The organism is Desulfosarcina sp. (assembly GCF_055467485.1).
The window spans coordinates 1-25,106 of sequence record NZ_JBUOIV010000054.1 but is presented as its reverse complement, the minus strand read 5'-3'; the positions used below and the strand labels follow the sequence as shown (position 1 = coordinate 25,106).

General features: G+C 55.4%; 20 protein-coding genes. 8 read left to right on the top strand and 12 right to left on the bottom strand.

Annotation, left to right across the window (positions count from 1 at the left end; translation table 11 throughout):
- The first annotated feature begins 320 nt into the window (after positions 1 to 320).
- A complete protein-coding gene (gene htpG / locus ACZCED_RS19725) occupies positions 321 to 2,255 on the top strand; it encodes a molecular chaperone HtpG (protein ID WP_462968465.1) in 1,935 nt (644 codons plus the stop codon).
- Positions 2,256 to 2,324: 69 nt separating this feature from the next.
- Here htpG and ACZCED_RS19720 read toward each other — a convergent pair whose 3' ends face one another.
- Positions 2,325 to 2,534: a dodecin family protein gene (locus ACZCED_RS19720; RefSeq protein WP_462968466.1), complete on the bottom strand. Its 210-nt coding sequence runs from the start codon at positions 2,532 to 2,534 to the stop codon at positions 2,325 to 2,327.
- Between the two features lie 405 nt (positions 2,535 to 2,939).
- On the opposite strand from ACZCED_RS19720, the gene ACZCED_RS19715 reads away from it, so the two are divergent.
- From ACZCED_RS19715 to ACZCED_RS19705, 3 genes are all read left to right on the top strand, one after another.
- On the top strand, positions 2,940 to 3,893 hold the full coding sequence (locus tag ACZCED_RS19715) for a sensor histidine kinase (protein WP_462968467.1): 954 nt from the start codon (positions 2,940 to 2,942) through the stop codon (positions 3,891 to 3,893).
- A 23-nt stretch (positions 3,894 to 3,916) separates the two neighbouring features.
- A complete protein-coding gene (locus ACZCED_RS19710) occupies positions 3,917 to 4,639 on the top strand; it encodes a response regulator transcription factor (RefSeq protein WP_462968468.1) in 723 nt (240 codons plus the stop codon).
- Positions 4,640 to 4,851: 212 nt separating this feature from the next.
- Complete coding sequence (locus ACZCED_RS19705) at positions 4,852 to 7,434, top strand: histidine kinase N-terminal 7TM domain-containing protein (RefSeq protein WP_464861509.1); 2,583 nt, start codon at positions 4,852 to 4,854, stop codon at positions 7,432 to 7,434.
- 747 nt (positions 7,435 to 8,181) lie between these two features.
- Here ACZCED_RS19705 and ACZCED_RS19700 read toward each other — a convergent pair.
- Positions 8,182 to 8,589, bottom strand: a complete 408-nt coding sequence (locus tag ACZCED_RS19700) for a hypothetical protein (protein ID WP_462968470.1) — start codon at positions 8,587 to 8,589, stop codon at positions 8,182 to 8,184.
- A 303-nt stretch (positions 8,590 to 8,892) separates the two neighbouring features.
- Positions 8,893 to 9,306: a hypothetical protein gene (locus ACZCED_RS19695; protein ID WP_464861508.1), complete on the bottom strand. Its 414-nt coding sequence runs from the start codon at positions 9,304 to 9,306 to the stop codon at positions 8,893 to 8,895.
- 162 nt (positions 9,307 to 9,468) lie between these two features.
- Between ACZCED_RS19695 and ACZCED_RS19690 the strand changes: the two genes are divergently transcribed.
- Positions 9,469 to 10,077, top strand: coding sequence for a TetR/AcrR family transcriptional regulator (locus ACZCED_RS19690; RefSeq protein ID WP_464861507.1), 609 nt, complete (start codon positions 9,469 to 9,471; stop codon positions 10,075 to 10,077).
- Between the two features lie 6 nt (positions 10,078 to 10,083).
- On the opposite strand, the gene ACZCED_RS19685 is transcribed toward ACZCED_RS19690, so the two are convergent.
- The 5 genes from ACZCED_RS19685 to ACZCED_RS19665 form a co-directional block, all read right to left on the bottom strand.
- The gene (locus ACZCED_RS19685; RefSeq protein ID WP_464861506.1) at positions 10,084 to 10,971 is read right to left on the bottom strand and encodes a DMT family transporter; all 888 of its coding nucleotides are present in this window, start codon (positions 10,969 to 10,971) and stop codon (positions 10,084 to 10,086) included.
- Between the two features lie 27 nt (positions 10,972 to 10,998).
- A complete protein-coding gene (locus ACZCED_RS19680; protein WP_464861505.1) occupies positions 10,999 to 12,750 on the bottom strand; it encodes a DUF6178 family protein in 1,752 nt (583 codons plus the stop codon).
- A gap of 69 nt (positions 12,751 to 12,819) precedes the next feature.
- Positions 12,820 to 14,049, bottom strand: coding sequence for an AmpG family muropeptide MFS transporter (locus ACZCED_RS19675; RefSeq protein WP_462968475.1), 1,230 nt, complete (start codon positions 14,047 to 14,049; stop codon positions 12,820 to 12,822).
- Positions 14,050 to 14,149: 100 nt separating this feature from the next.
- Positions 14,150 to 16,114: a phosphoenolpyruvate carboxykinase (GTP) gene (locus ACZCED_RS19670; RefSeq protein ID WP_464861504.1), complete on the bottom strand. Its 1,965-nt coding sequence runs from the start codon at positions 16,112 to 16,114 to the stop codon at positions 14,150 to 14,152.
- A gap of 160 nt (positions 16,115 to 16,274) precedes the next feature.
- Positions 16,275 to 16,937, bottom strand: a complete 663-nt coding sequence (locus tag ACZCED_RS19665) for an XTP/dITP diphosphatase (protein WP_464861503.1) — start codon at positions 16,935 to 16,937, stop codon at positions 16,275 to 16,277.
- A 423-nt stretch (positions 16,938 to 17,360) separates the two neighbouring features.
- Here ACZCED_RS19665 and ACZCED_RS19660 point away from each other — a divergent pair, with 423 nt between their 5' ends.
- Positions 17,361 to 17,525 carry a hypothetical protein gene (locus ACZCED_RS19660; protein WP_462968478.1) on the top strand — a complete coding sequence of 55 codons (165 nt, stop codon included), beginning with the start codon at positions 17,361 to 17,363 and terminating at the stop codon, positions 17,523 to 17,525.
- A 68-nt stretch (positions 17,526 to 17,593) separates the two neighbouring features.
- Here the strand turns inward: ACZCED_RS19660 and ACZCED_RS19655 are convergent, their stop codons facing one another.
- On the bottom strand, positions 17,594 to 17,785 hold the full coding sequence (locus ACZCED_RS19655; RefSeq protein ID WP_462968479.1) for a hypothetical protein: 192 nt from the start codon (positions 17,783 to 17,785) through the stop codon (positions 17,594 to 17,596).
- 322 nt (positions 17,786 to 18,107) lie between these two features.
- Here ACZCED_RS19655 and ACZCED_RS19650 point away from each other — a divergent pair, with 322 nt between their 5' ends.
- Complete coding sequence (locus tag ACZCED_RS19650) at positions 18,108 to 19,946, top strand: ATP-binding protein (RefSeq protein WP_464861502.1); 1,839 nt, start codon at positions 18,108 to 18,110, stop codon at positions 19,944 to 19,946.
- Here ACZCED_RS19650 and ACZCED_RS19645 read toward each other — a convergent pair.
- From ACZCED_RS19645 to ACZCED_RS19635, 3 genes are all read right to left on the bottom strand, one after another.
- Positions 19,937 to 21,523, bottom strand: coding sequence for a B12-binding domain-containing radical SAM protein (locus ACZCED_RS19645; protein ID WP_464861501.1), 1,587 nt, complete (start codon positions 21,521 to 21,523; stop codon positions 19,937 to 19,939). The two genes, ACZCED_RS19650 and ACZCED_RS19645, sit on opposite strands and share 10 nt — an antisense overlap.
- Positions 21,524 to 21,558: 35 nt before the next feature.
- Positions 21,559 to 22,317, bottom strand: a complete 759-nt coding sequence (locus ACZCED_RS19640; protein WP_462968482.1) for an HD domain-containing protein — start codon at positions 22,315 to 22,317, stop codon at positions 21,559 to 21,561.
- A 418-nt stretch (positions 22,318 to 22,735) separates the two neighbouring features.
- On the bottom strand, positions 22,736 to 23,233 hold the full coding sequence (locus ACZCED_RS19635) for a hypothetical protein (RefSeq protein ID WP_462968483.1): 498 nt from the start codon (positions 23,231 to 23,233) through the stop codon (positions 22,736 to 22,738).
- Between the two features lie 623 nt (positions 23,234 to 23,856).
- Between ACZCED_RS19635 and ACZCED_RS19630 the strand changes: the two genes are divergently transcribed.
- Positions 23,857 to 25,106 (top strand): NAD(P)/FAD-dependent oxidoreductase (locus ACZCED_RS19630; protein WP_464861500.1); only part of this gene is annotated, 1,250 nt, incomplete at its 3' end.

The following is a 25,106-nucleotide window of genomic DNA, read 5'->3' as shown; positions in this document are numbered from 1 at the left end:
TTATTTCCATGAAGTTCAATATTTTGAACCCTGGTGCAGGGCTTCGGCAAAAAAGCAATAACCCACTAAAATTTATAGGGTATCATGCGTTTTTGTTTTTGAACCACACCCTTGTAGGTCGCAGCCATTTTTCTGCGGCTCTTTTTTTCTCGGATCGAAACAGCTGTCGGTGGGCATTGGGGAACCGGCTGGTTTTTATCGGTTAAACCGTTTTTCCTGCCTTGACAAACGGCAAATCACGCCCATAATTGTTCATCGTCGACCGTCGAACTAATTATAACCATTGATAAAAGCTTGATAACGAAGATGCAGGAGAGCCAATGGAAGCCAAGCAGGAAACCCATCAGTTCAAGACCGAAGTGCAGCAGATCCTCAACCTGATTATCAACTCCCTCTACTCCAACAAGGACATTTTTCTGCGGGAATTGATATCCAATGCATCGGACGCCATTGATAAAGTCCGATACAAGGCTGAAACCGAACCCGGCATCCTGGGTGAAGACAACGAGTTCAAGATTCAGCTCAAACCCGATGCTATCAAGCAGACCTTCGAAATTTCGGACAACGGCATCGGCATGACCTACGATGAGGTCATGGAAAATATCGGCACCATCGCCAAGAGCGGCACCGCCAGCTTCATGGAAGCCCTCGAGCAGGCCAAAGGCCAGGAGACACTGATACCGGAGTTGATCGGGCAGTTCGGCGTGGGTTTTTACAGTGCTTTCATGGTGGCCGATAAAATTACCCTGGTGACCCGCTCCGCCGGCGTGGATGCGAACAAGGCAGTCAAATGGGTCTCGTCCGGAGACGGATCTTACACCATCGAAGAGACCGAGAAAGCCTCCCGGGGCACGACGATCACCCTGGCGCTGAAAAAAAAGGAGAAGGACGAGAAGGATTTTACCGACCAGTGGACCATCCGCAGCATCGTCAAGCAGCATTCCGATTTCGTGGGTTATCCGATTACCATGGAGGTCGAGCGCGACGAACCGCTGCCCGATGAAGAGGTGATCAAGGACAAGGATGGCAAGCCCATCGGCGCCACCACGCGCAAGGTGATGCGCGAAGAGACGCTCAACTCCATGAAGGCCATCTGGGCGCGCAATTCAAACGACGTCAAGGACGAAGAATACGAAGAGTTCTACAAGCATTTGAGCCACGACTGGAACCCGCCCATGGAGCGGCTCCATCTCAAGTTCGAGGGGACCACCGAGTACGATGCCCTGCTCTATATCCCCTCCAAGGCCCCCTTCGACCTGTTTACACCCGAGCGCCGCCACGGCATCCACCTTTATTCCAAGCGGGTGTTCATCATGGACGACTGCAAGGAGCTGATGCCCGATTATTTCCGGTTCGTCAAAGGCGTGGTGGATGCTTCGGATCTCAACCTGAACGTCAGCCGCGAAATCCTGCAGCAGGACCGGCTGGTGCTGAATATCCGCAAGAATTTAGTGAAGAAACTGTTCGACCTGCTGGGCAAGATGGATGTGGAGAAATACAATCAATTGTACGACGAATTCGGCGCCGTGCTGAAGGAGGGGGTTCACACCGATCCGGCCAGCAAAGACAAGATCGCCACCCTGATCCGCTACAAGACCACCAAATCCGAAGACGCATGGGTATCGTTGGACGATTACGTGAAAAACATGAAGGCCGATCAGAAGGAGATTTTTTACATCACCGGCGACAAGCTGTCCGCCCTGGTCAACAGCCCCCACCTCGAGCGCCTCAAAGAGAAGGACTTTGAAGTGCTGTTGATGACGGATCCGGTGGACGAGTGGGTGGTGCAGTCATTGACCGAGTATGACGGCAAGCCCTTGAAGAGCGCCGAAAAAGGTGACCTGGACCTGGACACGGTGGACGAGACCAAAAAGGAAGCCTTTAATGCGCTGTTCGGCTTTATCAAGGGGCACCTGGAGGACAAGATCAAGGAGGTCAAGCCCTCGTCGCGGCTCAAAGACTCAGTGTCCTGCCTCTCTGGTGACACCTGGGACATGAGCGCCTATATGGAAAAACTGCTCAAGGCATCCGGGCAGAAACCGAACGAAGTCAAGCGAGTCCTTGAATTGAACATGGATCACCCGGTGGTGGAGAAGATCAAGACCCTCTTCGAGAATGACCGGGACAATCCCGAGTTGAAAGACTACAGCCAGCTTTTATTTGACATGGCCGTGGTCAGCGAGGGCGGAAAGCTCGACAATCCTGCGCGCTTTTCCAAAATGGTCGGCGATCTGATGTCGCGGGCCATGGGATAGCCTGACAAGGCGAAGCCAGGCTGCCCGCTATCGGGCAGCCTGGCCGAATGGTTGCCAATCCGGCAAATATTACGTGGCATATTTGAAAGAGAGCTTCACCCGTGAGCGAAAAGCGGTGACCTTGCCTCCTTCCACCTTCATATCCAGCTTGGAAATTTCCGCCACCCGCAGATCCTTTAACGACTTGGACGCGGTCTCCACCGCATTTTTGGCCGCATCCTCCCAGGACGAGGTGCTGGTTCCTACCAATTCGATGACTTTGTAGACACTCTCGCTCATGATTTCCCCCTTTTTGGTTTCCGGTTAGTAAAACGAAAACCCGTTGAAACGACAGGTTCATTTCAACGGATGCTCCCATGTCCGAAAGATTAATAAAGGCAGCAGCGGCCCACCAGGCAACACGGTTCACTGGAAGCGGAACGTTAACCATCGATGATCGGGCACAACTAATCAGGAAGGAAAATATGATTATAACTTAATATGGGGATGCGGACCGGTCAAGGAAATTTCCTGTTGCGGTGTTGCTCCCGCATTGAAATGTACATCGAAAACCGGTAGTATTGCTCAATCGTGCCCGTCCGGAAGCTGCCATCTCCGGACGCATGCGAACCGATACCGGCCATGCACGGAATGGTTCGGGCCGCCGCCATCGCGTCATTTCAAGCAAAGGACTCACCGCAACCCATGAAGCAGGTGAAGTGGCTTTTCCATCCCATACTGGTGTTCATCTTCTCCGTCACGGCCCTGGTGGTTTCGCTTTTTCTCTATATCTACTGGTATATTGAGGCCAGCAGCGGTCTGCGCTCGGCCATGGTACGGTTCAACATCGAGCAGGATCAGGTGTTTGCCGCCGACACATGGGTGGTGATTCTTGTCCTGAGCATACTGATCGGCATCATATTGCTGGGCATTTTCATCATTTTCGTGTTCAGCCAGAAGACCATGCAGCTGTACCGGATGCAGAACAATTTTATCAACAACTTCACCCATGAACTCAAGACACCGGTGACCTCCCTTCAGCTTTACCTGCAGACCTTCTCACGGTACGAACTGTCGAGGGACGATCAGCTGAAATACATCGGGTATATGCTCATCGACGTGGATCGCCTGACCCAGAATATCAACCGTATGCTGAACCTGGCCAAGCTGGAAAGCAAAAGCTACATGGGCGAATTCGTTGTCTGTGATATGGTCAAAACGGTGAACCAGTTTCTGGAGGAAAACGCCCACCTCTTCGAAGAGTGCCGGATTGCCGTCCACGGCCCGGACACCGTGCCCGTTTATCAGCGAATCAACCGGAACCTGTTTGAAATGCTCTTGATGAATCTCTTGACCAATGCCATCAAATACAATGCCGCAGAAATGCCGCAAGTCGACATCTTCATCGAGCCCAAGCGCCAACGGACGTACATCCGGTTTACAGACAACGGTATCGGTTTCGAACACAAAGAGATGAAAAAGATTTTCCGTAAATTTTACCAGATCGGCCGATCGGACGATATGACGGCCAAGGGCAGCGGGTTGGGTCTGCATCTGGTGCAAAACATCGCCCGTCTCCATAAGGGAAGGGTGCTGGCCGAAAGCCCGGGGCGGGGCAAAGGCTCGACCTTTACCTTGATTCTGCCGGCCCTGGAATAGTTATCCCAACAGGAGCAGCCATTATGGAAACCCATAAAAAGCGTATTCTCATCATCGAAGATGATCGGCATATCGCCGAAGGTATCCAACTGAACCTGACGCTTCAGGGGTACGAGGTGGCAATCGCTCCGGACGGCGTGGCCGGCCTGAATAAATGGAAAGAGATCGGACCGGATCTGGTTATCCTGGACATCATGCTGCCGGGCATAGACGGGCTCTCCATCCTTCAGAGCATCCGGTTGGAAGACGAGCGGCTGCCTATCTTGATTCTTTCAGCCAAAGGCGATCCGGATGACCGGATCAAGGGACTGGCCTTCGGTGTGGACGATTACCTGGCCAAACCGTTCAACCTGGAAGAGCTGCTTCTTCGTGTCGAGCGTCTGCTCAAACGCGTCGGCTGGAATCAGGAAAACGGCGGTTCGGTCCTCCCATCCTTCGACACCTATCGATTTGGCGACAATTGCATCGATTTCCAAACCAATACCGCAAGCTGCTGTATGGGCCAGATTTCTCTTACCGAACAGGAATCCAAGGTCCTCAAACTGTTTATCGCCAATCGCGGCAAGCCGCTTTCCCGTGACAAACTGTTGCAGATCGGTTGGGGGTATTCCAGGAAAACCACCACGCGCACAGTGGACAACTTTATTGTCCGGTTCCGCAAATATTTCGAGCCCGATCCCAGAAGCCCGGTCTATTTTAAGAGCCTTCGATCCGTCGGCTATCTTTTCGATCACGATTCCGAATGACCCGGCAATCCATTCGATATAATGTAACTTAATGTTTTTTTGTTAAAAAGATATGTGGGCAATCTTTGTCACAATTGATCGACCAGCTGCTGTCGGCACCCGTTTTCCACGGGCGGATTGACAAACGCGGCGGTGACTCATTATAAATCAACCGGCATCGGATCGACTATTATCAGCCTGGCCTCTATTTCTAATCTCTTGCGGAGCGATTCATGCACTGGATGACCCACCCTTATACGATTTCACTGGTTGCCGCATCGGTTATTTCACTTGCGCTGGCCGGTACGGCCTGGAAAACCACGACCACTATCCACACGCGATCCTTCACGATCTTGATGCTGGCGGTCTCCCTGTGGTCGGCCATGCATATATTCGAGCTGGCCGCTTACGCCCTTCCCGAAAAAGTCTTCTGGGCCAATATGCAGTTTTTCTGCATCGTATCGGTCCCGCCGGCGCTGTTGGGGGTTGTCCTTAGATATACCCGTCGCGACAATCTGATCAACCCTTTTCGAAAGGCACTGATTCTGTCCGTTCCCCTGCTCATCGTGGCCCTTGTCTGGACCAATGAATTCCACGGCTGGGTTTTTACCGGGGCGGAGATCGTCCACGTTGAACCGTTCGATCTTCTTTACCGGCATTTTGGCCCCGGGTTCTGGATCCATACGGGGTACTGCTATTTTCTCATGCTGATAGGTACGATCCTGCTTGTCCGGTCGATGATTACCACCCCCGCCCGGTATAAGGGACAGGTCATTTCCCTGCTGATTGGCGTCTCCGTCCCTTGGATCGGCAATGCCATGTACATTTTCCATATGCCCGTGTTTTCGGATTTTGATCTAACGCCCGTCGTGTTCACCGTCAGCGGCATTGCTTTCGGGTGGGGTGTCTTTCGCTACCGGCTGTTGGATGTCGTTCCCATCGCCTACGACGTGATGCTTAACAACATGCAGGATGCGGTATTTGTCTTTGACCGGCATCAGCGGGTTCTGGATTTGAATCCCGCAGCCGCCCGGCTGACCGGACAGAGTGGCAACCATAGGACCGCCCCGACCGCGGATCGGCTGATTCCCGGTTGGCCCGACATGGTCGAGTTTATCGGAAAGAAAGGGTTGCGGCAGCAAGTTTGTCTGCGAAAGGACAACCAGGAACGCTATTTCGATCTTGTCGGAACGCCGCTGAAACATGGCAACTATCTATTCGGGTATCTCGTGGTGCTGCGTGATATTTCGGAATATCGCAACACGCAGCTGGCCTTGGCTGACAGCGAGCAGCAGTTCAAATCATTGAGCGAAAATGCGCCCATTGTCATCTGCACCATGGACCCTCAGGGCGTATTTACCTATGTCAATCCGGAATGGACAAACATTCTTGGCCATCCGCGGGAAAATGTGGTTGGCCGCCATTATTCAGAATTCATCCTGCCATACCACCTTCAAGACTATGCCGACGCATTCCGAAAAGTCAGCGTCGAAAGGGCAATATTATCGGGTTTTCCCATCAAGTTGCTGCACGCGGACGGATCTCGGCGTTTTTTCAGTGTCAGCGCATCGCCGAACCTGGATACCGAAGGGGAAATATGCAACATCATCTGCCTGTTGAAAGACCTGACCGGGGAACGCGAATTGCAGGCCCAGCTTTTTCAATCTCAGAAAATGGAGGCCATCGGTACGTTGGCAGGAGGCGTTGCACACGATTTCAACAACCTGCTGATGGGCATACAGGCAAACATTTCCCTGGTCAGAATGGAAACCGGCGCGGGTAAATCTTGTTCGGAGCGGCTCGACAGAATCGAGCGGCAAATCCAGACCGGGGCATCGTTGACCCACCAGCTTTTAGGATACGCACGCAAAGGAAAATACCGTCCGACGCTGCTTTGTCTGAACCAGCTCATCAAGGAGACCCTGAGCGCATTCGGCCGGACCCGTAAACAACTGACCATCCATCTCGATCTCCTCCAGGATCTGCCGCGCGTTTATGCCGACCAGGGGCAAATGGAACTGGTGTTGCTGAATCTGCTGGTCAATGCGTCAGATGCCATGCCGGATGGTGGTGAGTTGACCGTTATCACCGATTTGAAGGCCATATCTCCTGTCATCAAGCAAACCATGGAACTGGCTCCCGGGGATTACGTTCACCTGCAGATCACCGATACCGGCACCGGCATGGATGAAAAGACACAGGAACGGATATTCGAACCCTTTTTTACGACCAAGGAGATGGGCCGGGGTACCGGCCTGGGTCTGGCTTCGGTATATGGTGTGGTAAAAAACCATAAGGGCGCCATCACAGTCGCCTCAAAACCGGGAGAGGGAACCACGTTTCACTTGTATTTTCAGGCAGCATCGGACGCCTGTCAGGCACCTGCGCATCTGCCCCGCATTCAAATGGGAAAGGGCCGCATCCTGCTGGTCGATGATGAGCGTGAATTGCTGCAGGCGGGGACCGCGCTCTTAGAGGGCCTCGGATACAGTGTCACGGCGACGGATAATGGTTCGGACGCCCTGGCGTGTCTATCCCGCGAGCCCAGTTCATTCGATCTGGTGATTCTCGATATGATCATGCCCGGCATGGGCGGTCGGGAGCTTTATGGCCACATCCGCGGTCTCTTTCCGAACACGCCGATCCTGCTGTCTACCGGGTTCAGCGATGCCGTGGGAACCAGCGACATACTGGCCCACAGCCGCAGCGAGATGATCTGCAAGCCTTACACGGTCGAAGCCCTTTCCCAGAAAATCGGCAAAATGATGCTGGATTCCGAGAACCAATCGGCATCGTCCCCCGCAAAAGCATCCTGATCGATTGTTTTACCCTGCCAGTCATCCAACCGATCTCATGAGGCCTTCGTGGCTGTTGAGAATATTTTTTCTTAGTGGAAAAAGTTTTCCTATTTAATCGATCATTAATTTCACATCGCTGTGGTAATATTCATCGACAATGGTTACAACTATCTGAAATACATATCGGTTCAATTTGCACTAGAGATATAGCGCGATTCTTGCATGAATTTAAAAGAAGTATATTGTTCATGTCCTTTTCTCACTGCCGCTATAGCGAGCCCATCCCATGATATCCGGGAAGGGTCATCCTAACTCTTCAGCAATTTGAGGCGAACTGAATCCAGATGAAAACAACGGCGGTTCAAGACAACGGCGGAAGGCGTTCCGGGGTAGACCGGCGTCAGTTTACTTACGCCGTTCATATCCCTGAGCGTCGCAGTGGAAAAGACCGGCGCGTCAGTTGGGATCGTCGCAGGCCTCGACAAGAGGCCCTTTCTGGGCATCCAACGGACATTTCCTGAAATATTTCGATTTGTTATTTTTCGTGCCCTGCCGTTTGACCGAATGCAGGTCGCCACGCATGTTGCATTGCGGGTCGACGTGGCGTCCTGTTTTTTCATCCAGTCCGTGGCTGGCCGAAATCGACCGTGGGACATAAAAACGGCCGCCCCGATGTTTCAACGAGGTGGCCGTTTGTGTAATGGCAAGTTCGCCCGGACGTATTTGCCGGACGTATTTAACTGATCGGCGCCCATTTTGGAAATGTTACGGAAGCGATGCTGTCAGGTGATCCACCCTGAAGAGTTGCCTGTCCTCGACCATGTTTTTCAAAGCGATGAATTCATCCATGGGCATTTCGCCTGTGCCGATATTGACCATCTGGACCGGTTTGGCCACCGGCCTCGCATCGACGACGGTGCTGCGACCTGCCACTTTGTCGCGAAGGGCTTGATAGTCTGCTCGGGCCATTTCTACCATCCCGTATCGCTCGGTGCGTTCGCGCGAGGGGGAAACGGCTGGCGCGTAGGCTGTGTGCCGCCCCTGTACCATCGCTTTCAAGGCGATAAATTCAGAATTGTCCATCTGGCCCGTTCCGATGTCCACCATATCTGCCGACACCGGGCTGACTGCCACTACTGCCATGATGGAGACTGCTAAGGTTAATTTTTTCATCGTGCCCTCCTTTTGGTTTTGCTGAAGTATATGAACATGACGAATTGTTCAAGTTTCAAGTGAACCATATGGCCGGGCGGTTATGTTGTCAAGTAAAAAATGAACTTTTATTCATGTTTGTTGGGTGTCAACCCGAGGTAGGGGGCTTTAATCAGGCAGCTGTCTGCCCGAGACCTGAAAAGAAAAGGCCTGCGCAGCACGATCAACGTGTGCTAACAGGCCTTATTATCGGGATTGTACCGCGTGAATGAGCGCAGGTAATTGGTATTGCGTCGTGCCGAACGGTAAACGATCTGCACGCACTTACGGGCAGATGAAATCGAAACCGCCCTCCGGGTTGGTCGCGGTGTTGCTGGCCACCAGTTTGTTCAGGTCGCAAAATTCACTGGTTGCCATTTCACCGGTGCCAATATCCACCATGCCGCTGCCGCTATCGGCTACAGTTTCATTCGCATCCTGCCCGGTGTAGCCGGCCGCCATTGCCTGCCGGATGTCATCCACATCTGTCTGGTTGAATTCAGCCACATGTGTCTCCTGACGGACTTCCGTACTTATCGATTCAGCCGGCAGATAGCTGCCGCTGACCATTTGTTTCAGGGTGTCGAACTCCGCCTGATCCATTCGGCCCAGCCCGATATCCACGCTTCCTGCCATGGCCACGCCTGCCGTCATCATCGCTGCCATTATCATCGCCATTATATTCAAAGATTTTATCATGATAACCCTCCATATTGGTTAGCAAGTCCAGTTGATTGATCTGTTCTTATGTACAAGATCAGTACGATAATCGTTATGTCAACACGAACACAAACATTATTTCACTTTTATTGACCGCGTGACGGGAATTGGGTATGAATCATTGCATAGAAAGGGAGCCGCATGGCAGCAACGGAACCAAAAACCAGAATTCCCCAGCAAAAACGGAGTATTGAAACCAAACACCGCATTTTCGTGGCGGCAAAAGACCAGTTCGCGAAGAACGGATTCCACGGCACCAATGCCAAGGAGATCGCTGCGGCCGCCGGTGTCTCCGTGGGCAGCTTCTATTCTTATTTCAAGGACAAAAAAGAACTGTTCATGGAGCTATTCAGGGAGCACATCGAAGAAAAGATCGTGCGGATCTTAGGCGAGCACCAGTTCGATCCGAACCATCGAAAAGAGAGTGTCTACCGCCTGATCAAAGCCATGCTGGAAGCCCACGAGCCCTATCCCCAGTTTCACCGGGAAGTCCTGGCCATGCGCTACTCCGACCCGGAAGTCGAAGCCGTCTTCAACGAGATGGATCGGCAAAGCCTCCGGCACGTCGAACGCTTCATCGAACAATTTCGAGACAAACTGAGAATAACGGACATCAAGACTGCCGCCCATGTCATTTCAGCCGCCGTTGAAGAGATTATCTGCTCGATCACCATCTTCGGAGAAGATCAAGATGCCGACCGGCTCATAGACGGCCTGGCGGATATGATTCACCGTTACCTGTTCGACTAATTTCCGTTACACGGCGGAAGCGGCAAGCAGCGCACCGGACACCGCCATGGCGATGGCGATCATCCGCGGCAAGGTTACCGGCTCTTTCAGGAAAACGGCGGCCAGAATAAAAGTGAAAATCGTAGAGAGCTGATTCAGGATGGCCGCCACGGAAACCAGCGTATATTTAAATCCCGCCAGCCATGCCAGCATGGCCATGTAATTGCCGACAATGGATGCCGGCAGGACGATCTTCCATGCCGATGAGGGCAACAGCGCTGCAAGGATCACCCGCCTTTGGGGATGAACCACCGCAATGACGAACAGGCCGGCAACCCCGGCGAGCAGCCTGACGAAGCTTGCCCACAGGACGCTGGTCTCCTCCAGAAGCGGTTTTACCATGACCACGCTTCCCGCAATCAGAATCACGGCCAGTACGCCGAAGACCAGCCCAATCCAAAAATCATCCCGAGACATCGCTGCCGTCGACCCGGAAAAGGCTTCCGTTCCGATGGCGGCCATCACCAGAAGAGCCCCAAACAATCCTTTGAACCCGATGGATTCATTTAAAAAAAGAGCGGATATGAGGATGATGAATGGCAGGTAGAGGCAGTCCACAACGGCCCATCGGCTGGCACCGAGGCGCTTGAGGGCCATGAAGAAGAAGGTGTCGGCCAGGGTGATGCCAAGCAGGCCGGAAATGCTGAACAGCACCCAGTCGTTGGGCGGCCGGATCGGGAAAAGCGCTATGCCGGCAAACCAGAGGGTCGGCACCAGCAGCAACAGCGTGACCACCCCCTTGAACAGGTTCAGGGCCATCGGAGAGAAGGTTTCGCCGCTCTTTTTGAACATGATGACAGCGGCGGCCCAGAAAAAGGCGGCTCCTGTCGAGCAGAGTATACCGATCATCTGCATGAAAGGACCTGAGGGTGGATCGCCAAATCAGTGAGCGAGCAGAAACAGATTGACATGACGTGGATCAAGGTTGCCTGCTTTCACAGGTGCCAGTTCACGTTCTATTTCATCGAAAAGTGCCTCGAAGACAATGCCCAGGCTATCGGATAGATCCTCGGGCGACAGCCCCGAGGACGCTGCGGCCCATTCAAGAAACGCGGTTTTTTTTCCAATGCCGATAATGCGCTGGCCGGCACGGTCTGTCCAAAGGTCCCTATAGAATGCCTTGAAGGTTGAAAGCGGGATGGCAAGGGGCGGTGTCGTGACCGTGCCGGCCGCCGGTGCTTTCACAGACGCCCTGGCCCACATCGTGAGCAGAAGGTTTTTGTACGTCAAGCGTCGGATGCCCGCATCCGCGGCAATGACTGCATTCATGCGCTCGAACAGTTGGTCCACCGCAATTACCTGCGCCAGCCCCCGACCGGTCGCGTCGATCTCTTCCAAGGTCAGAAAATCGCGGTAAATCGAACCGGCAGCCGACGGATCGTAATACCGCGGACGGTCGATCAGCAACCCGCCCAACAACCCCAGCCATGCCTCGTCCCAGAAGGTGAGATCCAGCTGTTGTGACTGGCACCAGCTCTCTTTGCGCCAGTTTGCGGCTTGCCATTTCAGCTTCAAGACGCCACCAAATCCGTTTCTGAAGATATCCGACATCAAATGCCGTTGCAACAGTGCAGATGCCAGGGGTTCCCGATTGCCATCCCCGCTTACGGTCATCCGCTCGAGCCCGATGCTTAAATAGCCGCTGACCTTGGTTACCACCGATTTCAGTTGGTCGCGGTTCCGGATGACTGCCTGGTCCGCCGAGATGACCTGGTTGCACAGACCGGCCAGTTCTCCTTGTAGCTGTTGGATCACATGCTGGTCGCGGATCCCCTTCAACGCGCGCACAAAAAGATTGTCCCCGTCAAGGAACGCGGCGGCAAACTGGGGCACCGGAAACTGGGGATCGTCAGGCGTTAGCGGGCGTAAGGATTTCTTGCCCCGGGCCGTTAGATCGCCGGGCCTCAACGGTTGATAGACGCCGATCGCCTCGTGAAAGGGCAAAAACCCTTTTTCCGCCAGACGACCATTTCGCAGCCGGAACAACTCTTCTTCAGTCTCGGCGGGAATCAGGCTCACCGATTCCATCAACAGGGCCTGGTAGCGGGGATGGTCGAACCCGGAAATACGGCGCAACAGCATGCGCAACATTTCATTGCGCCGGTCCTTGGCCGCGTTGGTCTCGGGTGTGGTCGCGGGGTAGTCCACCAAGCGCACGTAGAAGGTGTCGTCATCCGTGAAAAATCCATCATCCACGTCGGATGGCAACTGATCGGATTCCCTGACCTGCAGTTGGATGTTCCGGAACAGATACAACTCGAGAAACTCGAGCCGCTCGTCGAAACACCATTTGACCAGCCGGTCCGGGTCCGCACGCAGCAGCAAATCCAGCCAGGTGGTGGCCAGCGGATAGTTTAGCTGGTCTTTTTTCCAGACCTCCATATCCAGCATGAATTCCCACTGACGGTTGGAGGCCAGGGCGAGTAGGGGAAGGGCATTGTCCGGGCCAAGGTCATGGATCAACAGATGCAGATCCTCTTCCGGAAACGAGTGAACCAATGCCGCTGGCTGCGAGTGGTCGAGGATGGCGGCCATGGCTTGTTCGGGCGGTATTGACAATATATGCTGACGCGCTTCGGCCAGTTGCCGGATTCGGTCGGAATGACTCAGCGCGGGGGATTTGGTTTGTGTCACGGGGGTATCACGCCTCCTGTAGAACCGTTTCGACTTATCATAATCAGAAAATTTATGAAAACAAGGATTTTAGCAGGGTCGGTCTTGCCGTTGATCATCGATCCGCAGGAGCAGCAACAGGCCGGGAAAGGCAATCAAGGTACAGAAGACGAAAAAACCCTGCCATCCCATGTGTGAGGCCATAAAACCGGTGGGGGCCGAGGCAAGCACCCGTGGGACGCCCATAAGGCTGGTCAGCAGGGCATACTGGGTAGCCGTGAAGCGCTTGTCGGTGATGCTGGCCATGTATGCCGCATAGGCTGAGGTGCCCATTCCCCCGCTCAGGTTTTCGAAGGCGATAACTGCTGAGAGCGCCGTCAAGTTAGGACCGATAACCGCCAGCAGGGCAAATCCCGCGGTGGAGAGGGCCTGAAGGATGCCGAAAATCCAGAGGCTACGAAGGATACCCAGCCGGATCATGATGATGCCACCGAATATCGTGCCGCCCACAGTGGCCCAGAACCCGAAGAGCTTGACCACGGCGCCGATCTGGGTCTTCGAAAAGCCGATGTCCAGATAAAATGGCGTGGTCATGGCGGCAGCCATCGTATCGCCAATTTTGTACATCAGGATAAAGGCCAGAATCCACATGGCGTTCGCCCGGCTGAAATACTCCACCAGCGGGTCAACCACGGCAGCCTTGAGCGTAACGGGAAAAGACGCTACGTGGGGCTCGGGGGTCAGTACGGTAGTTATCAACCCCGGCAGCACACACAAGGCCATGATCAGGTACACCCTGGAAAAGGGCATATGGTCCGCCAGAATCAGTCCGCCGCCGGATGCCAGCAGCATGCCGACCCGATAGCCGTTGATGTAAAGCGATGAACCCAAACCCAATTCGCGGTCGGGCAGGTCCTCCCGGCGATAGGCGTCCACCACGATGTCCTGGGACGCGCTGAAAAAGGCCACGGCCAGGGCGGCCACGGCCAGCAGCTCGGGGTGGGCAGTCGGATTGCTGAGTCCCAGCCAGACCAGGGACGCCATCAGAGACAATTGAGCTATAAGCAGCCATCCCCGCCGCCTGCCCATCAACGGCAGGGTGTAGCGGTCGAAGAGGGGCGCCCAGCAAAATTTCAAGGTGTAGGGCAGGCCGACAAGGGTCATCAGTCCGATGGTGGTCAGATCCACGCCCGACTCGGTCATCCACGCCTGCAGCACGGAGAGGGTCAGCAGCAAGGGCAACCCGCAGGTGAAACCCATCATCAGGGCCACCAGCATGCGACGGTTGATCACCGCTGATGCAAGTCGTTGATGGTTCATGGGATCCATTTGCCTGTGACCTTAGAAAAGAAAGGGCGGCAGAAACTTTTTCTGCCGCCGATGCAGATTCGTTGAAGATGGGTGGCTTGGGTTTTAAAACTTATGCTCCTTCCAGCAATTGCTCGGGTGTGACGATGGGACCGAATTTTGTCTTCAGGGCAATCAGTCCGTCCCGCTGCTCTTGAAGCACGTCGAAGAGCAGTCGGGGAATGTTTTCCTCCTTGCCGTATGCGGTCGTCTGAAGTTCGTTCCGTGCCAGGATGTTGTCCACATAAAGCGAGAACTGCCGGTCATACAGATTTTTAGGATAGGGTTTTTGGATCAGGGTCTCAAAAAGCGTCTTCAAGTCTTCATAGCGGGGAATGAAACCAATCGGCGTCTCAATGGCATCCACGTCTCCATGGGCACGGCGCTCCAACCATCCCAGCCAGACCTTGACATCCTTTTTCTCCCCCAACAATTTCTTGCCGTTGCCGCCGCGGGCCTCATGGGTGAGGAAATAGTTCAACCCGGCCAAAATCGGCCGTTTTCCATCTTTGATACCGGTATTGCCAAAAAAATCGAACTGGGCCTTCATATAATCCCCCAGCGCGCCGGGAATGAAGGGTGCGTTGGCCCAGGGCGCCCGCTTTACGCCGGATGCGCCCACTTCCGTGGCTGTGGCTGCCGAGACGATGCAGGCACCGATCACCACGCCGTGGTCGGAGTTTTTAGCCGCCCAAACGGGCGGCATGGTGTCGCTGTCCCGACCGCTGTAGGTGATCACCCGGGTTTCCACCCCTTCCGGCGCTTCAGCTTTGTCGGAGTAGTTGGCCAGGGCCGATGAGGAGATGGTGCATCGGGCGTTGGGATGCGAGATTTTGACTTCCTTGCCGCCGGCATCCGTGAGGCCTTTTTTCCAAGGCCCTTGAAAATTGCGGCCCCGGGTGGGCAGGGTTTCGCCGTTTCCAGTCCACTGGGGAACACCGTTTTCATCGATGAGCACATTGGACCAGATCACTTCGGAACCGGGATTCCTCAGCCGGTCCATCAGCATCGGGTCACCCTCTCCGTTCACATCCTCCACGATACCAAAGATGCCGCATTCCGGGTTGATGGAGCGCACGCTGCCGTTTTCGTCGATCCACATCTGGGCCAGGTCGTCGCCCACAAAATGGTTTCCGGCCATGGCCGTGGTGGTTTTCCCGCAGCCGGATGGTGCAGCGCCGGCTACCCAGGTCACCCGGCCTCCGGGGCCTTCGATCCCGGTGATGAACATGTGCTCGGCCAGTTCCCTGCCGTTTCCCTCATACACCGCTTTGTCCACGGAGAAGCGGTGGTTCCCTTTTTTCAGCAGCAGGGTGTTGCCCGCGTAGGTGCAGTTGAACGAATAGGTGGTGCGGTGGCTCCGGTCCATGAATACCCGTGCGTTGGGCAGATCTTCCGGCCGGTTGAGACCTTCGCTGTGGATGTTCGTGTAAAAGTGACCCAACCGGTCAACTTCTTTTTCGAAATCCGCAAACGCGTTGCGGTAGAGGATTTCGGCGCTGTGGCAGACATATGCGGAGCTGGTGATCTCGATTGCGGGATTGGAGGCCGCCGCGCCCACGGGACCGCGGATATAAAGCCCCACCACCATGGTGGCACCGCTCATGATGCCGGCCATCTTTTCGCGGACTTCAACCAGGGCATCATCTCTCAATGATTTGTTTGCCAGGCTGCTGATCTTCTCATCCGGGTTGGCGATATAAAACGTCCGGTCAATGATGCGGCCCTGCTCCTCTCTGAGATCGAAATGGATGGTGTGGCCTTTCATAGCCAGTACCGCCTCTTCGCCTTTGTTCAAGGCAAGCTGGCGGATAAACTGACGATCCGCTTCGGATCCGGTGTTGATGAAGATCCGGGCGGGATCGCACATGGCGATGGCGTTGGCAATCTTAATCAGGATATCCGGGCGGCTCAGCGTCTGGATGCGGGACAATTGCTCCTTGTCCAGCCGTTTTTCAAACAGGGCCTGAGCCTGTTCTATGTTTTGGATTCCCCCCAACTCCTGGGCAATGTCGATCCCCTCATTTTTTTTCAACATGGATGTTACCCCTTTTCGACAGTAATAAAGCCATCCTGCACGGCATCTCATCCGGGTCGGTGACCAGTGAACCTGTCAATTTCAGGCTCAGGCGCCCGCTGTCCCTCGCGCGGCGGTCACTGTGCCTTGTACCAACAGGCAACAAGGACGGTGCATGGTTTCAGGTGTCGCCCCGTTGACCCTGGCATCCGATCATTTCCGGTTCCGGCATGTGCCGGTCGATCCATTTCATCACCTTTTCAAACTCATCCCGAAATACCCGCAATGCCTTGCCCCGGTGGCTGACCCGGCTTTTTTCGGCCATGGTCAGTTGGGCGAAGGTTTTGTTCAACGGTGGATAGAAGAAAACCGGATCGTAACCAAACCCGTTGGTGCCGGCAGGCGCATGCGTGATGGTGCCTTCGCAGCGGCCTTCATAGGTCAGCGCCGGTCCGGTGGGTAAGGCTATGGAGATCACGCACTCAAAAGCCGCCGATCGGTTGGCCTGGTTTCCCAGTTCTGCCAGCAGCTTGATTCCTCGCTCGGCATCGGTGACATCGGGACCGGCCCAACGGGCGCTGTGTACGCCCGGTGCTCCGTTAAGCGCCTCCACCACCAGCCCCGAGTCGTCGGAGAGGGCCGGATAGCCCAAGACCCTGGCAGTGAAGCTGGCCTTTTTGTAGGCATTCTCTTCAAAGGTGTCCCCGTCTTCCAGCACTTCCGGGATCGGACCGAAATCATCCAGATCTTTGATGGTAACGGGAAAGGCGTTGAGCAGGTCACGAATCTCGGCGGTCTTGCCCTTGTTGCGTGTGGCAATGACAAGTGTCCTGTTTCTTATCATAATTCCTCTATTCTGGCGGGAATAAACTTAAATCGATTAACATAAAACCGGGTAAACATCCAGCAATAATCGGTCGATTCAAAAAGCCTGTTTTAAAAATCGTGCCGCTGGTTTCGACCTGGCCGGTCGATGATGTCAAACCAGCTGCCTTGGATGGTAACCGCCGCCAAATGCCGATATGGGATGAAACCGGGCCGTTTAAAATGGGACCGGAGTGCGCCCATATCATTTTCATGTGGCCCTATGACAATTCGCCAATTGATGGTTAATCTATACAACATAAAAACCGGGATCATCACTTACACCACCGATGGTGGCGCCGGAGGCTGGACCACCGGCCATCATCAGGTGGCCCGGGAATATCCAAATGACCATTCACCCCGGTACAAGGGGGGGAACCATGCCCGTTAAGGAGGCTTAACCATGTCCAACAAAAAATCTGATTCCCGTAAATCCGACAGGAAGAAGCAGAAGCTCAGCAGCGATCGGTCCGTTGCGGACAACTGCGGCTGTTTCCAGGTGGTCGATACCTGCGGTTGCCGGGTGGTCGATCCCTGCGGCTGCTATGTCAGCCAGTGCTGTTGTTGAGCGACGATCTTTTTTAACCATGGCAAGTAAAAATGAAGGGGGCCTGCCCGTTCGGCAAGCCCCCTTTTTCATGGAATCAGCGCGACGGGCCTTGCGGGCAGTGGATAGCGCCCGGTGCGGTGATACGCGTCGATACAATTGAGTCCTGCCGCTTTCTGGTGCAGCCGGATCTGCCCGGGTCGCGGCGAACCGGGGTCGTGATCTTCCCGCCGCATGGCGCCGGGGGCTCCCGTGGCATGCATGACAACTGGTTTGGACATGCCGCCCTCTTTTGCGAAAAAGACAAATGGTGATGGTGACAACACGCGGAAAAGAATGGTTCGTCAATGAAACCAGCCATAAGCATGGGCGGTTGAGCCGCGAAAGCGAGCGCATTCCCCGCTGCTTGAGGCGGGGAGGGTTCAATTCCAATACCGTCGATGCGCGTCGTCGGAAAGACCCGCGCGGCCGATGTTGTGCCGATTGCCGCGCTTGACAGCTGGCGGCGCTTCGGGATACCCAGAAAGAAAATCCCTTGAGCAATCCTGAAAGGGTTGCGTTTCGTCAATCGCAGCGGTTGCTTTCCGAAAGGTCCATGGGGCCATGACCACTCAAAAGGCGCCTTTCTTTTCTGCCCGGCGCACCATATCCCGAGACCTGACCGTGGGGCTGGCGCTGATGACCGCACTGGTGGTTTCTGTTTTCGGCGCCGCCTACCAAATCTATTTCACCAACAAGGAAGCGGCCGAACTGAAGAGAGAAGCGTCCGCCATCGCCGACGAATTCGCCGAAGTTTTGGCCCGTCCGTTGTGGAACCTGGATGTGGATACGTTGACCCAGATCACCAATGCCTATCTTAGTTCGGATTTTTTGACCGGTGTTCGCGTCGGTACGGATCTGGAAACCTACTTCGACAACATTCCCGACCGATCTCACGTCGACGGCTGGCTGGCTTTGCAAAGAGACATCGTCAACGAAGGCGAAACCATCGGATCGGCTGAATTCCTTTTCTCGAAGGATCGCATTGAAACGCTTCGCAAACGCTCTCTCAACCTCACCCTGGTGACTATTTTTCTGGTGACGCTGGTGATCGGCCTGGGCACCCACCAACTCATGCAGCACTTGGTGGTCAACCCCCTGGATCGGCTGATTGCCGGCATTCGGGCCATCGCCGCCGGTGACTATCAACTGGCCTTGCCTTCGGAGAAACGATCCGATATCAACGCCCTTATTTCCGAAGTCAATATCATGGCCAGGGAGATCGACCGGCGGGAGTCCGATCTGATAAAGTTGCGGGAAACGTTAAAAAATACAGTAGACTCGATGCCTTCTGTGTTGGTCGGCGTGGATCCCGAGGGCCGGGTGACCCAATGGAACCGGGAGGCCGAAGTGCAGACCGGCATCGCCGCCGAACAGGCCATGGAAAAAAATATTCAGGTGGTTTATCCCTTTCTGGCCGAAGCCATGGAAAAGGTCCACCTGGCCGTGCGTGAAAAACAGCCCCACAAGGAGAGCAAAGTCACCCGCCGCCTCGGCGGCGCACCGCAGTTCTTCGACATCACCATCTATCCACTGATGACCAGCCCGACCGGCGGGGCCGTGATCCGGGTGGATGATATCACCGACCGCGTCCGGATCGAAGAGATGATGGTTCAATCTGAAAAGATGCTCTCCTTGGGCGGTCTTGCAGCGGGAATGGCCCACGAAATCAACAACCCGCTGGCCGGAATAATGCAGAATGTCCAAGTGCTGCAAAACCGCCTGTTAGGCGATCTGCCGAAGAATCGCCAGGTGGCCGAGCAGTGCGGGACCACCATGGCGGCAATCCAATCCTATGCACAAGGCCGCAACATGCCGGAGATGATGGCCTCTATCATGGACTCGGGAAACCGGGCCGCCAAAATCGTAGAAAACATGCTCTCGTTCAGCCGGAATAGCGAGGCCAAGACCGTCTTATGTGACCTTGGCCGTCTGATGGATACCACGCTGGAGCTTGCCGAGAATGATTATGATTTGAAAAAGCGATATGATTTCCGCCAGATTCAGATCGTCCGGGAATACGATTCTCACCTGCCGGCGGTGGTGTGCGAAGCCACCAAGATCCAGCAGGTGTTCCTCAACATTTTGAAAAACGGGGCCCAGGCCATGGCCGACAATGCAGAGTCGTCACCACCCCGTTTTATCCTGCGGCTCAAGGCGGATGGAGATATGGCTCGTATTGAAATCGAGGATAACGGGTCTGGAATGGACGCGGCGGTCTGCAAGCGGATATTCGAACCCTTTTTTACGACCAAGCCCTTAGGTGTGGGCACCGGACTGGGCCTGTCGGTATCCTATTTTATCGTCACGGAAAACCATGGTGGCACCTTGACCGTTTCATCGACGCCGGGCGTCGGCAGCCGGTTCGTGATCCGCCTGCCTAACAGCAACGCTCACAGATAGTCCACCCAGGACCACTGGATCCGTCCATTTTCCGTTTTGCGGGCCAGATACCCCTGGCCGGCTGCAAATTCGATGGCCGCATGGACGCGTGCAGGCGGGTGTTCAAGTTCGCCGGCAAGACGGTCGATCAGTTTTGCTACGGGGGTTGCATCCGCTTCGTCTGATTTCCCGGCCGGCCAGTTGCCCTTTTCTTCGATGAGCCGCTTCATCATCATGTCGTAAATGACCACCGTGTGCTCCAATCGGACCAGGGGCCAGATCTCTTGTGCGGTGGCCGGCCCTTCTTCACGGATTCGGGCGATTTCTCCAAGCCATTGGTCGAACCGCCGTTCACCGTCAATCACGACGGCATCCATGGTTTCCGACTTTACCCCGGCAGTGCGGACGATGGCTCGATTGGCATGGTACAGCCGCCAATCGTCTGACAGAATCTGCAGATCATATTCATCGACACGCTCCCGGACGTCGGTGCCTGGAAAGGGGGCCAGGATGTGAAAGCCGTGGCTGACACCCATTGCCTTGAGACGGTCGCCAAAGGCCAAGGTTTGAGCCAGGGTTGTCTCGGTTTCACCCGGCAGTCCCAGGATGAATGAGGCGTGGGGGTCAATACCGCAATCCCGGCATAGCTGCACTGCCCGCACGACCTGCTCCAGGGTGATACCTTTTTTGATTCGCCTGAGCATTTCGGGACTGCCGGATTCCACGCCGAAGCTGACCGTGGTGCATCCGGCCTGGCGCATCTTTTCCAGCACCTTGCGCGATACCGTGTCCACCCGGGCAAAGGAGGTCCATTTGACCTTCAGCCCACGGTCCACTATTTCGTTGCATACCGCCAGGCAGTGATCTGGATTGGCCGTGAAAAGGTCGTCGGCCAGATTGATCTGGTGAAAGTCCATGACACTCAGACTCTCCATTTCGTCCACCACCCGAACGGGATCGCGATAGCGGACCCGTGCGCCCACCATTTTGCGGCCCACGCAGAAAATGCAATTGAACGGACATCCGCGGCTGGTGGTCATGCTTACCGGCATGCCCAGCGCCCGGTAGCGCCCCAAAGGGATCAGGTGACGGGCCGGCGGGGCCAGTTCGTCCAGATCCGCCAGAGGTGCAGGGGCAGTCGTTGCGATCCGGTTGCCGTCTCGAAAGGCGATTCCCGCGATTCCTTCCCAAGGCGCGTTGACCTCTAACGCCCGGGTCAGGGTCACAAGTGTATTTTCTCCTTCCCCGCACACCACCACGTCCACCTGGTCGCAGGATTTGAGAATGTCCGTGGCGCAAAAGGTGGCGTGGGGTCCGCCGATCACCGTGATAATGGACGGATACAGCGCTTTGACCGCTTCGAGGGCGTCAAGGGCATGATCGACGGTCATGGTCACGGCCGTGGCACCGACCAGGTCCGGTTTGAAATCCCGCAGCGTCGATGCCAAAGAATCACGGCTATAGGGAAAGACGACGCAATCTAAAAGTTTGACCTGGGTCCCGGCTCGTTCCAATGCGCCGGCAAGGAAAGCCAGCCCCAAGGGCGGAGACGGAGTTTCGGAAATGGGGTAAAAGGGGTTGATCAGCAGTACGCGCAAGGTTGACGGTCCTTATGACGGATGAAAGGCGTGGATCAGGGTGGAGTGATGAAGTCGGTCAGGATCACCTGGTACAACTCCTCGCCGATAGCAATGCCCATATCGATGAACTGGGGCCCGTAACGCCGTCCGGTCCGGGAGCGGAACGTCCCGCGGACTTTTTTCAGCAGGGCCATGCCTTTGGGAAAATGATCCACAAAAACCTCCAGCGGCGGGTTCACGAACCCGACCATGTCCCAGACCGTATGGTTGAAGTTGTCTGGCCCCCAGCGAAACTTGTCCGCATCGTACAGGCAGTCGGATATCATACGGGCCTGGTGCACCGGCAGGCGCTCTAGCCTGGCGAAAGCTTCGTGGTTGCGAATGGCCGTGCACACATGGGCGATTTCCTCGGGAACCAGAGGATAGGTCCTCAGGATATCGCGCGCCGTTTCAGCCCCTTTTTCAGCGTGGGATTTCTCTTTGCGGCAGATATCGTGCAACAATCCGGCGCACTGCGCCAGCAGCAGGTTGCGCCGAACCTGCTCCTCCGTCTGGCCGGCCAGTCGGCTTTCGATAATGACCAGGGTTCCGGCATCGATGGCCACTGTCTCCACGTGACCCATACCGTGGCCGAAATCGTTATCCAGGCATTCGGCCATGTCTTTCCGGAGCCTGGCGATAGAGTCGTCGGAGTGGTAAAATCGCCGTGAACCCATGACCTCGGACGGATGGGCGGTGTAAAAATCGGGCCGGGGATAGCGGGCCGCGATCTCGCGGGCGATCTTTCGAATCTCCAGATAAACAGCGTCCATTGGCAGACACCCTCGCCAGGATGCAGACGTTAGATGGCCGTTGCCGTTAGCCATGGGTCGCCAGTCCTGCTTGTCTGAGGGCCCGTCGGCAAGCAGCAACCGGAACCATCTTGACCTAACAGCTGTTGAAAAACAATGACGCTTGGCCATACAGGGTTAACAGTGGGCTCCATTTGCTCATGTATCACCCATAAATTCCGCTTTTCCGCCAATTTTAGCCCTGTCTTGCCTGCACTGATTATGTTTCTAAAAACCCTTCGTATCCCTTTTTTTGGTGACTCAGAAAATGAGCGCCGGTTTCACGATGGCTGTGAAACCGGCGGCGGACGATCATTGTTGCAATAGCGGTAACGACAAATACGGATTATCGGGTGTTGCCACGATCCTCTTGTCGGTTACCCGGCGGAGAATGGGCTGGTTAACTACCCGTGGGCAGGCCATAAGGGCTCCCGCAGACCTTCCACTTGCCATTCTCTTTGACCAGTTCAAGCGTTTCTTCAAACGCATACGTCTGGCCCAGGCGAAACAGCGAGGCCACATAGGTGAAGACCGGGTGAATGCAGGTACGGCGCCGCCCCTTCAAATGAATCGTGGCGGATTCAGGGTCCTGGGCCAGGGTTTCCGTTTCCACGTGGACGATAGCCTGCCTCACCATTCCGGTGCCGAACCCGCGGGCATGAGCCTCATCGGTCATGGCCTGAAGGTAGGCGGCGACAACCGGTTGATCCTCATCACCGGCCAGTTCATTGCAGAGATACCTCTCCATGTCGGCATCCAGGAGAAAATAAGCCTTGGAAAAGTCGATGGCCGTTCCCGTGGCCGTTTGCTTGCAGTCTGCAAAAACGAACACCACCTGAAGACACACAGCCAGAACCACCACCAGTATCCATGCTGAATTGTTGCTACGGTTTGCCATGCTCAACGCCTCCTTGCAGGATCATCCCGGCTCTATGCGCACGCATCGCCAGGCCCGGGTTACCGTATACGGATGTTAAGGAATTGGGTGAAAAGGTTAGAAATGGCAGATACCATGGATCATGTCATTAAACAAGTCATATGTGGCCCCGGGCTGGTGATCGATGGTCCTTGACAGCTTTTTCGACCAGTAGTATACAAGTGATAAAATTTTAAGTGTACTTATATCGAGGGCAGGTGCCCAGCATGTCGATTTTCCGGACGCATCAACACCGGTTGCCAGTTCACTCGCCAGCTTCGCCGCAAACGACGGGGATTGCGCCCGTTGTCGCGGTCATCCGGCGTTCGGCGACCCGTCCCCGTTCACCCCGGCGGCCAGGATGGCGGCCGGACGGCTTCACCACCATGTTCCGATGCGCCCCAGCAATATTATCCGGGTGCCATGCGGTCGCCAGAACCCCCAGAAGCGCAGGCAGTCGGTTGAAACAGACCTCTTTTCATCCTCGGCCCCTTGTTTTTAATGGAAAATCAGGCTATCTGAATCCCCCTAAACACCATTCATTACATTCATGGCATTTTTTCAGTCGCCTTGTTGGAAACCCGATTTGAAAAAGGGGGAAACCGATGACCACGCACGAAACCATTGAATTTGATGTACTCTTTGTCGGCGGCGGACCCGCCAATCTGGCCGGCGCTATCCGGTTGATGCAACTGGCTGCCGAAAAAGGCCAGGAACTGGAGGTGGCCCTCATCGACAAGGGTGCCGCCATCGGTTCGCACGCCATCAGTGGGGCGGTGATGAATCCGGCGGCCATCGCCGAGCTTTTCCCGGATTATCTGGAGCAGGGGTTTCCGGTGGAGCAAACCGTACGCGGCGACGGTTTCTTTTTTCTCACGCGGCAGCGCAGTTTTAAATCGCCCCTGGTGCCACGCCAGATGCACAACACCGGTTTTCCCATCGTCAGCCTTTCACGGGTGTGCCGTTGGCTGGGGGAAAAGGCCGAGGCCATGGGCATCAATCTCTTTCCCGGCTTCGACGGTAAAGAGATCCTCATGGCCGACGACGGCATCACGGTGACGGGGGTTCGCACCGGCGACAAGGGTCTGGACAAGGACGGCAAGCCCAAACCCAATTTTGAGCCGGGCATCGACCTGCTGGCCAAGGTCACCGTGCTGGGAGAGGGCGCCCGGGGCAGCCTCATGAAAGCATTGGCCGATAAACTGCCCATCCGTTCGGGCCGTCTGCCCGAGGTCTTCGAAACGGGAATCAAGGAAGTGATCCAACTGCCGGACAACCATTTTTTTAGCGGGAGCGCGTTCAACGACATCCATACGATGGGCTTCCCCCTGGATCTGGACACCCCGGGTGGCGGGTTTGTCTATGAAATGGCTAAAAACCGTATCGCCCTGGGTTTTCTGGTCGCCCTGGGCTACGAGAACCCCTGGCTGGACATTTACGACACTTTCATGCGCTTCAAGCGCCACCCGATGATCCGGAATATCATCCGGGGCGGCAAGGTGGTCGAGCAGGGCGCCCGCGCCGTTTCCACCGGCGGTTGGTTTTCCGTGCCGCACCTGGCCGTGGACGGCGCCCTGTTTACCGGCAACGGCGCCGCCATGCACAGCACGCCAGCCATCAAAGGCATCCACCTGGCCATGAAGTCGGGCATGCTGGCCGCCGAGACCATCATGGACGCCCTTGCGGCCGGTAACACCAGGCGCAGCACCCTGGATGCCTACCGCCAGCGGTTCGAAGCCAGCTGGGCCGGTGCGGAACTCAGGGAAGGCCGCAATTTCGCCCAGGCCCTGGCCAAAAAAGGGCCGATCAAATGGATCCACCTGGCCGCCCAGTATATTTCCAATGGCAAGGGGCT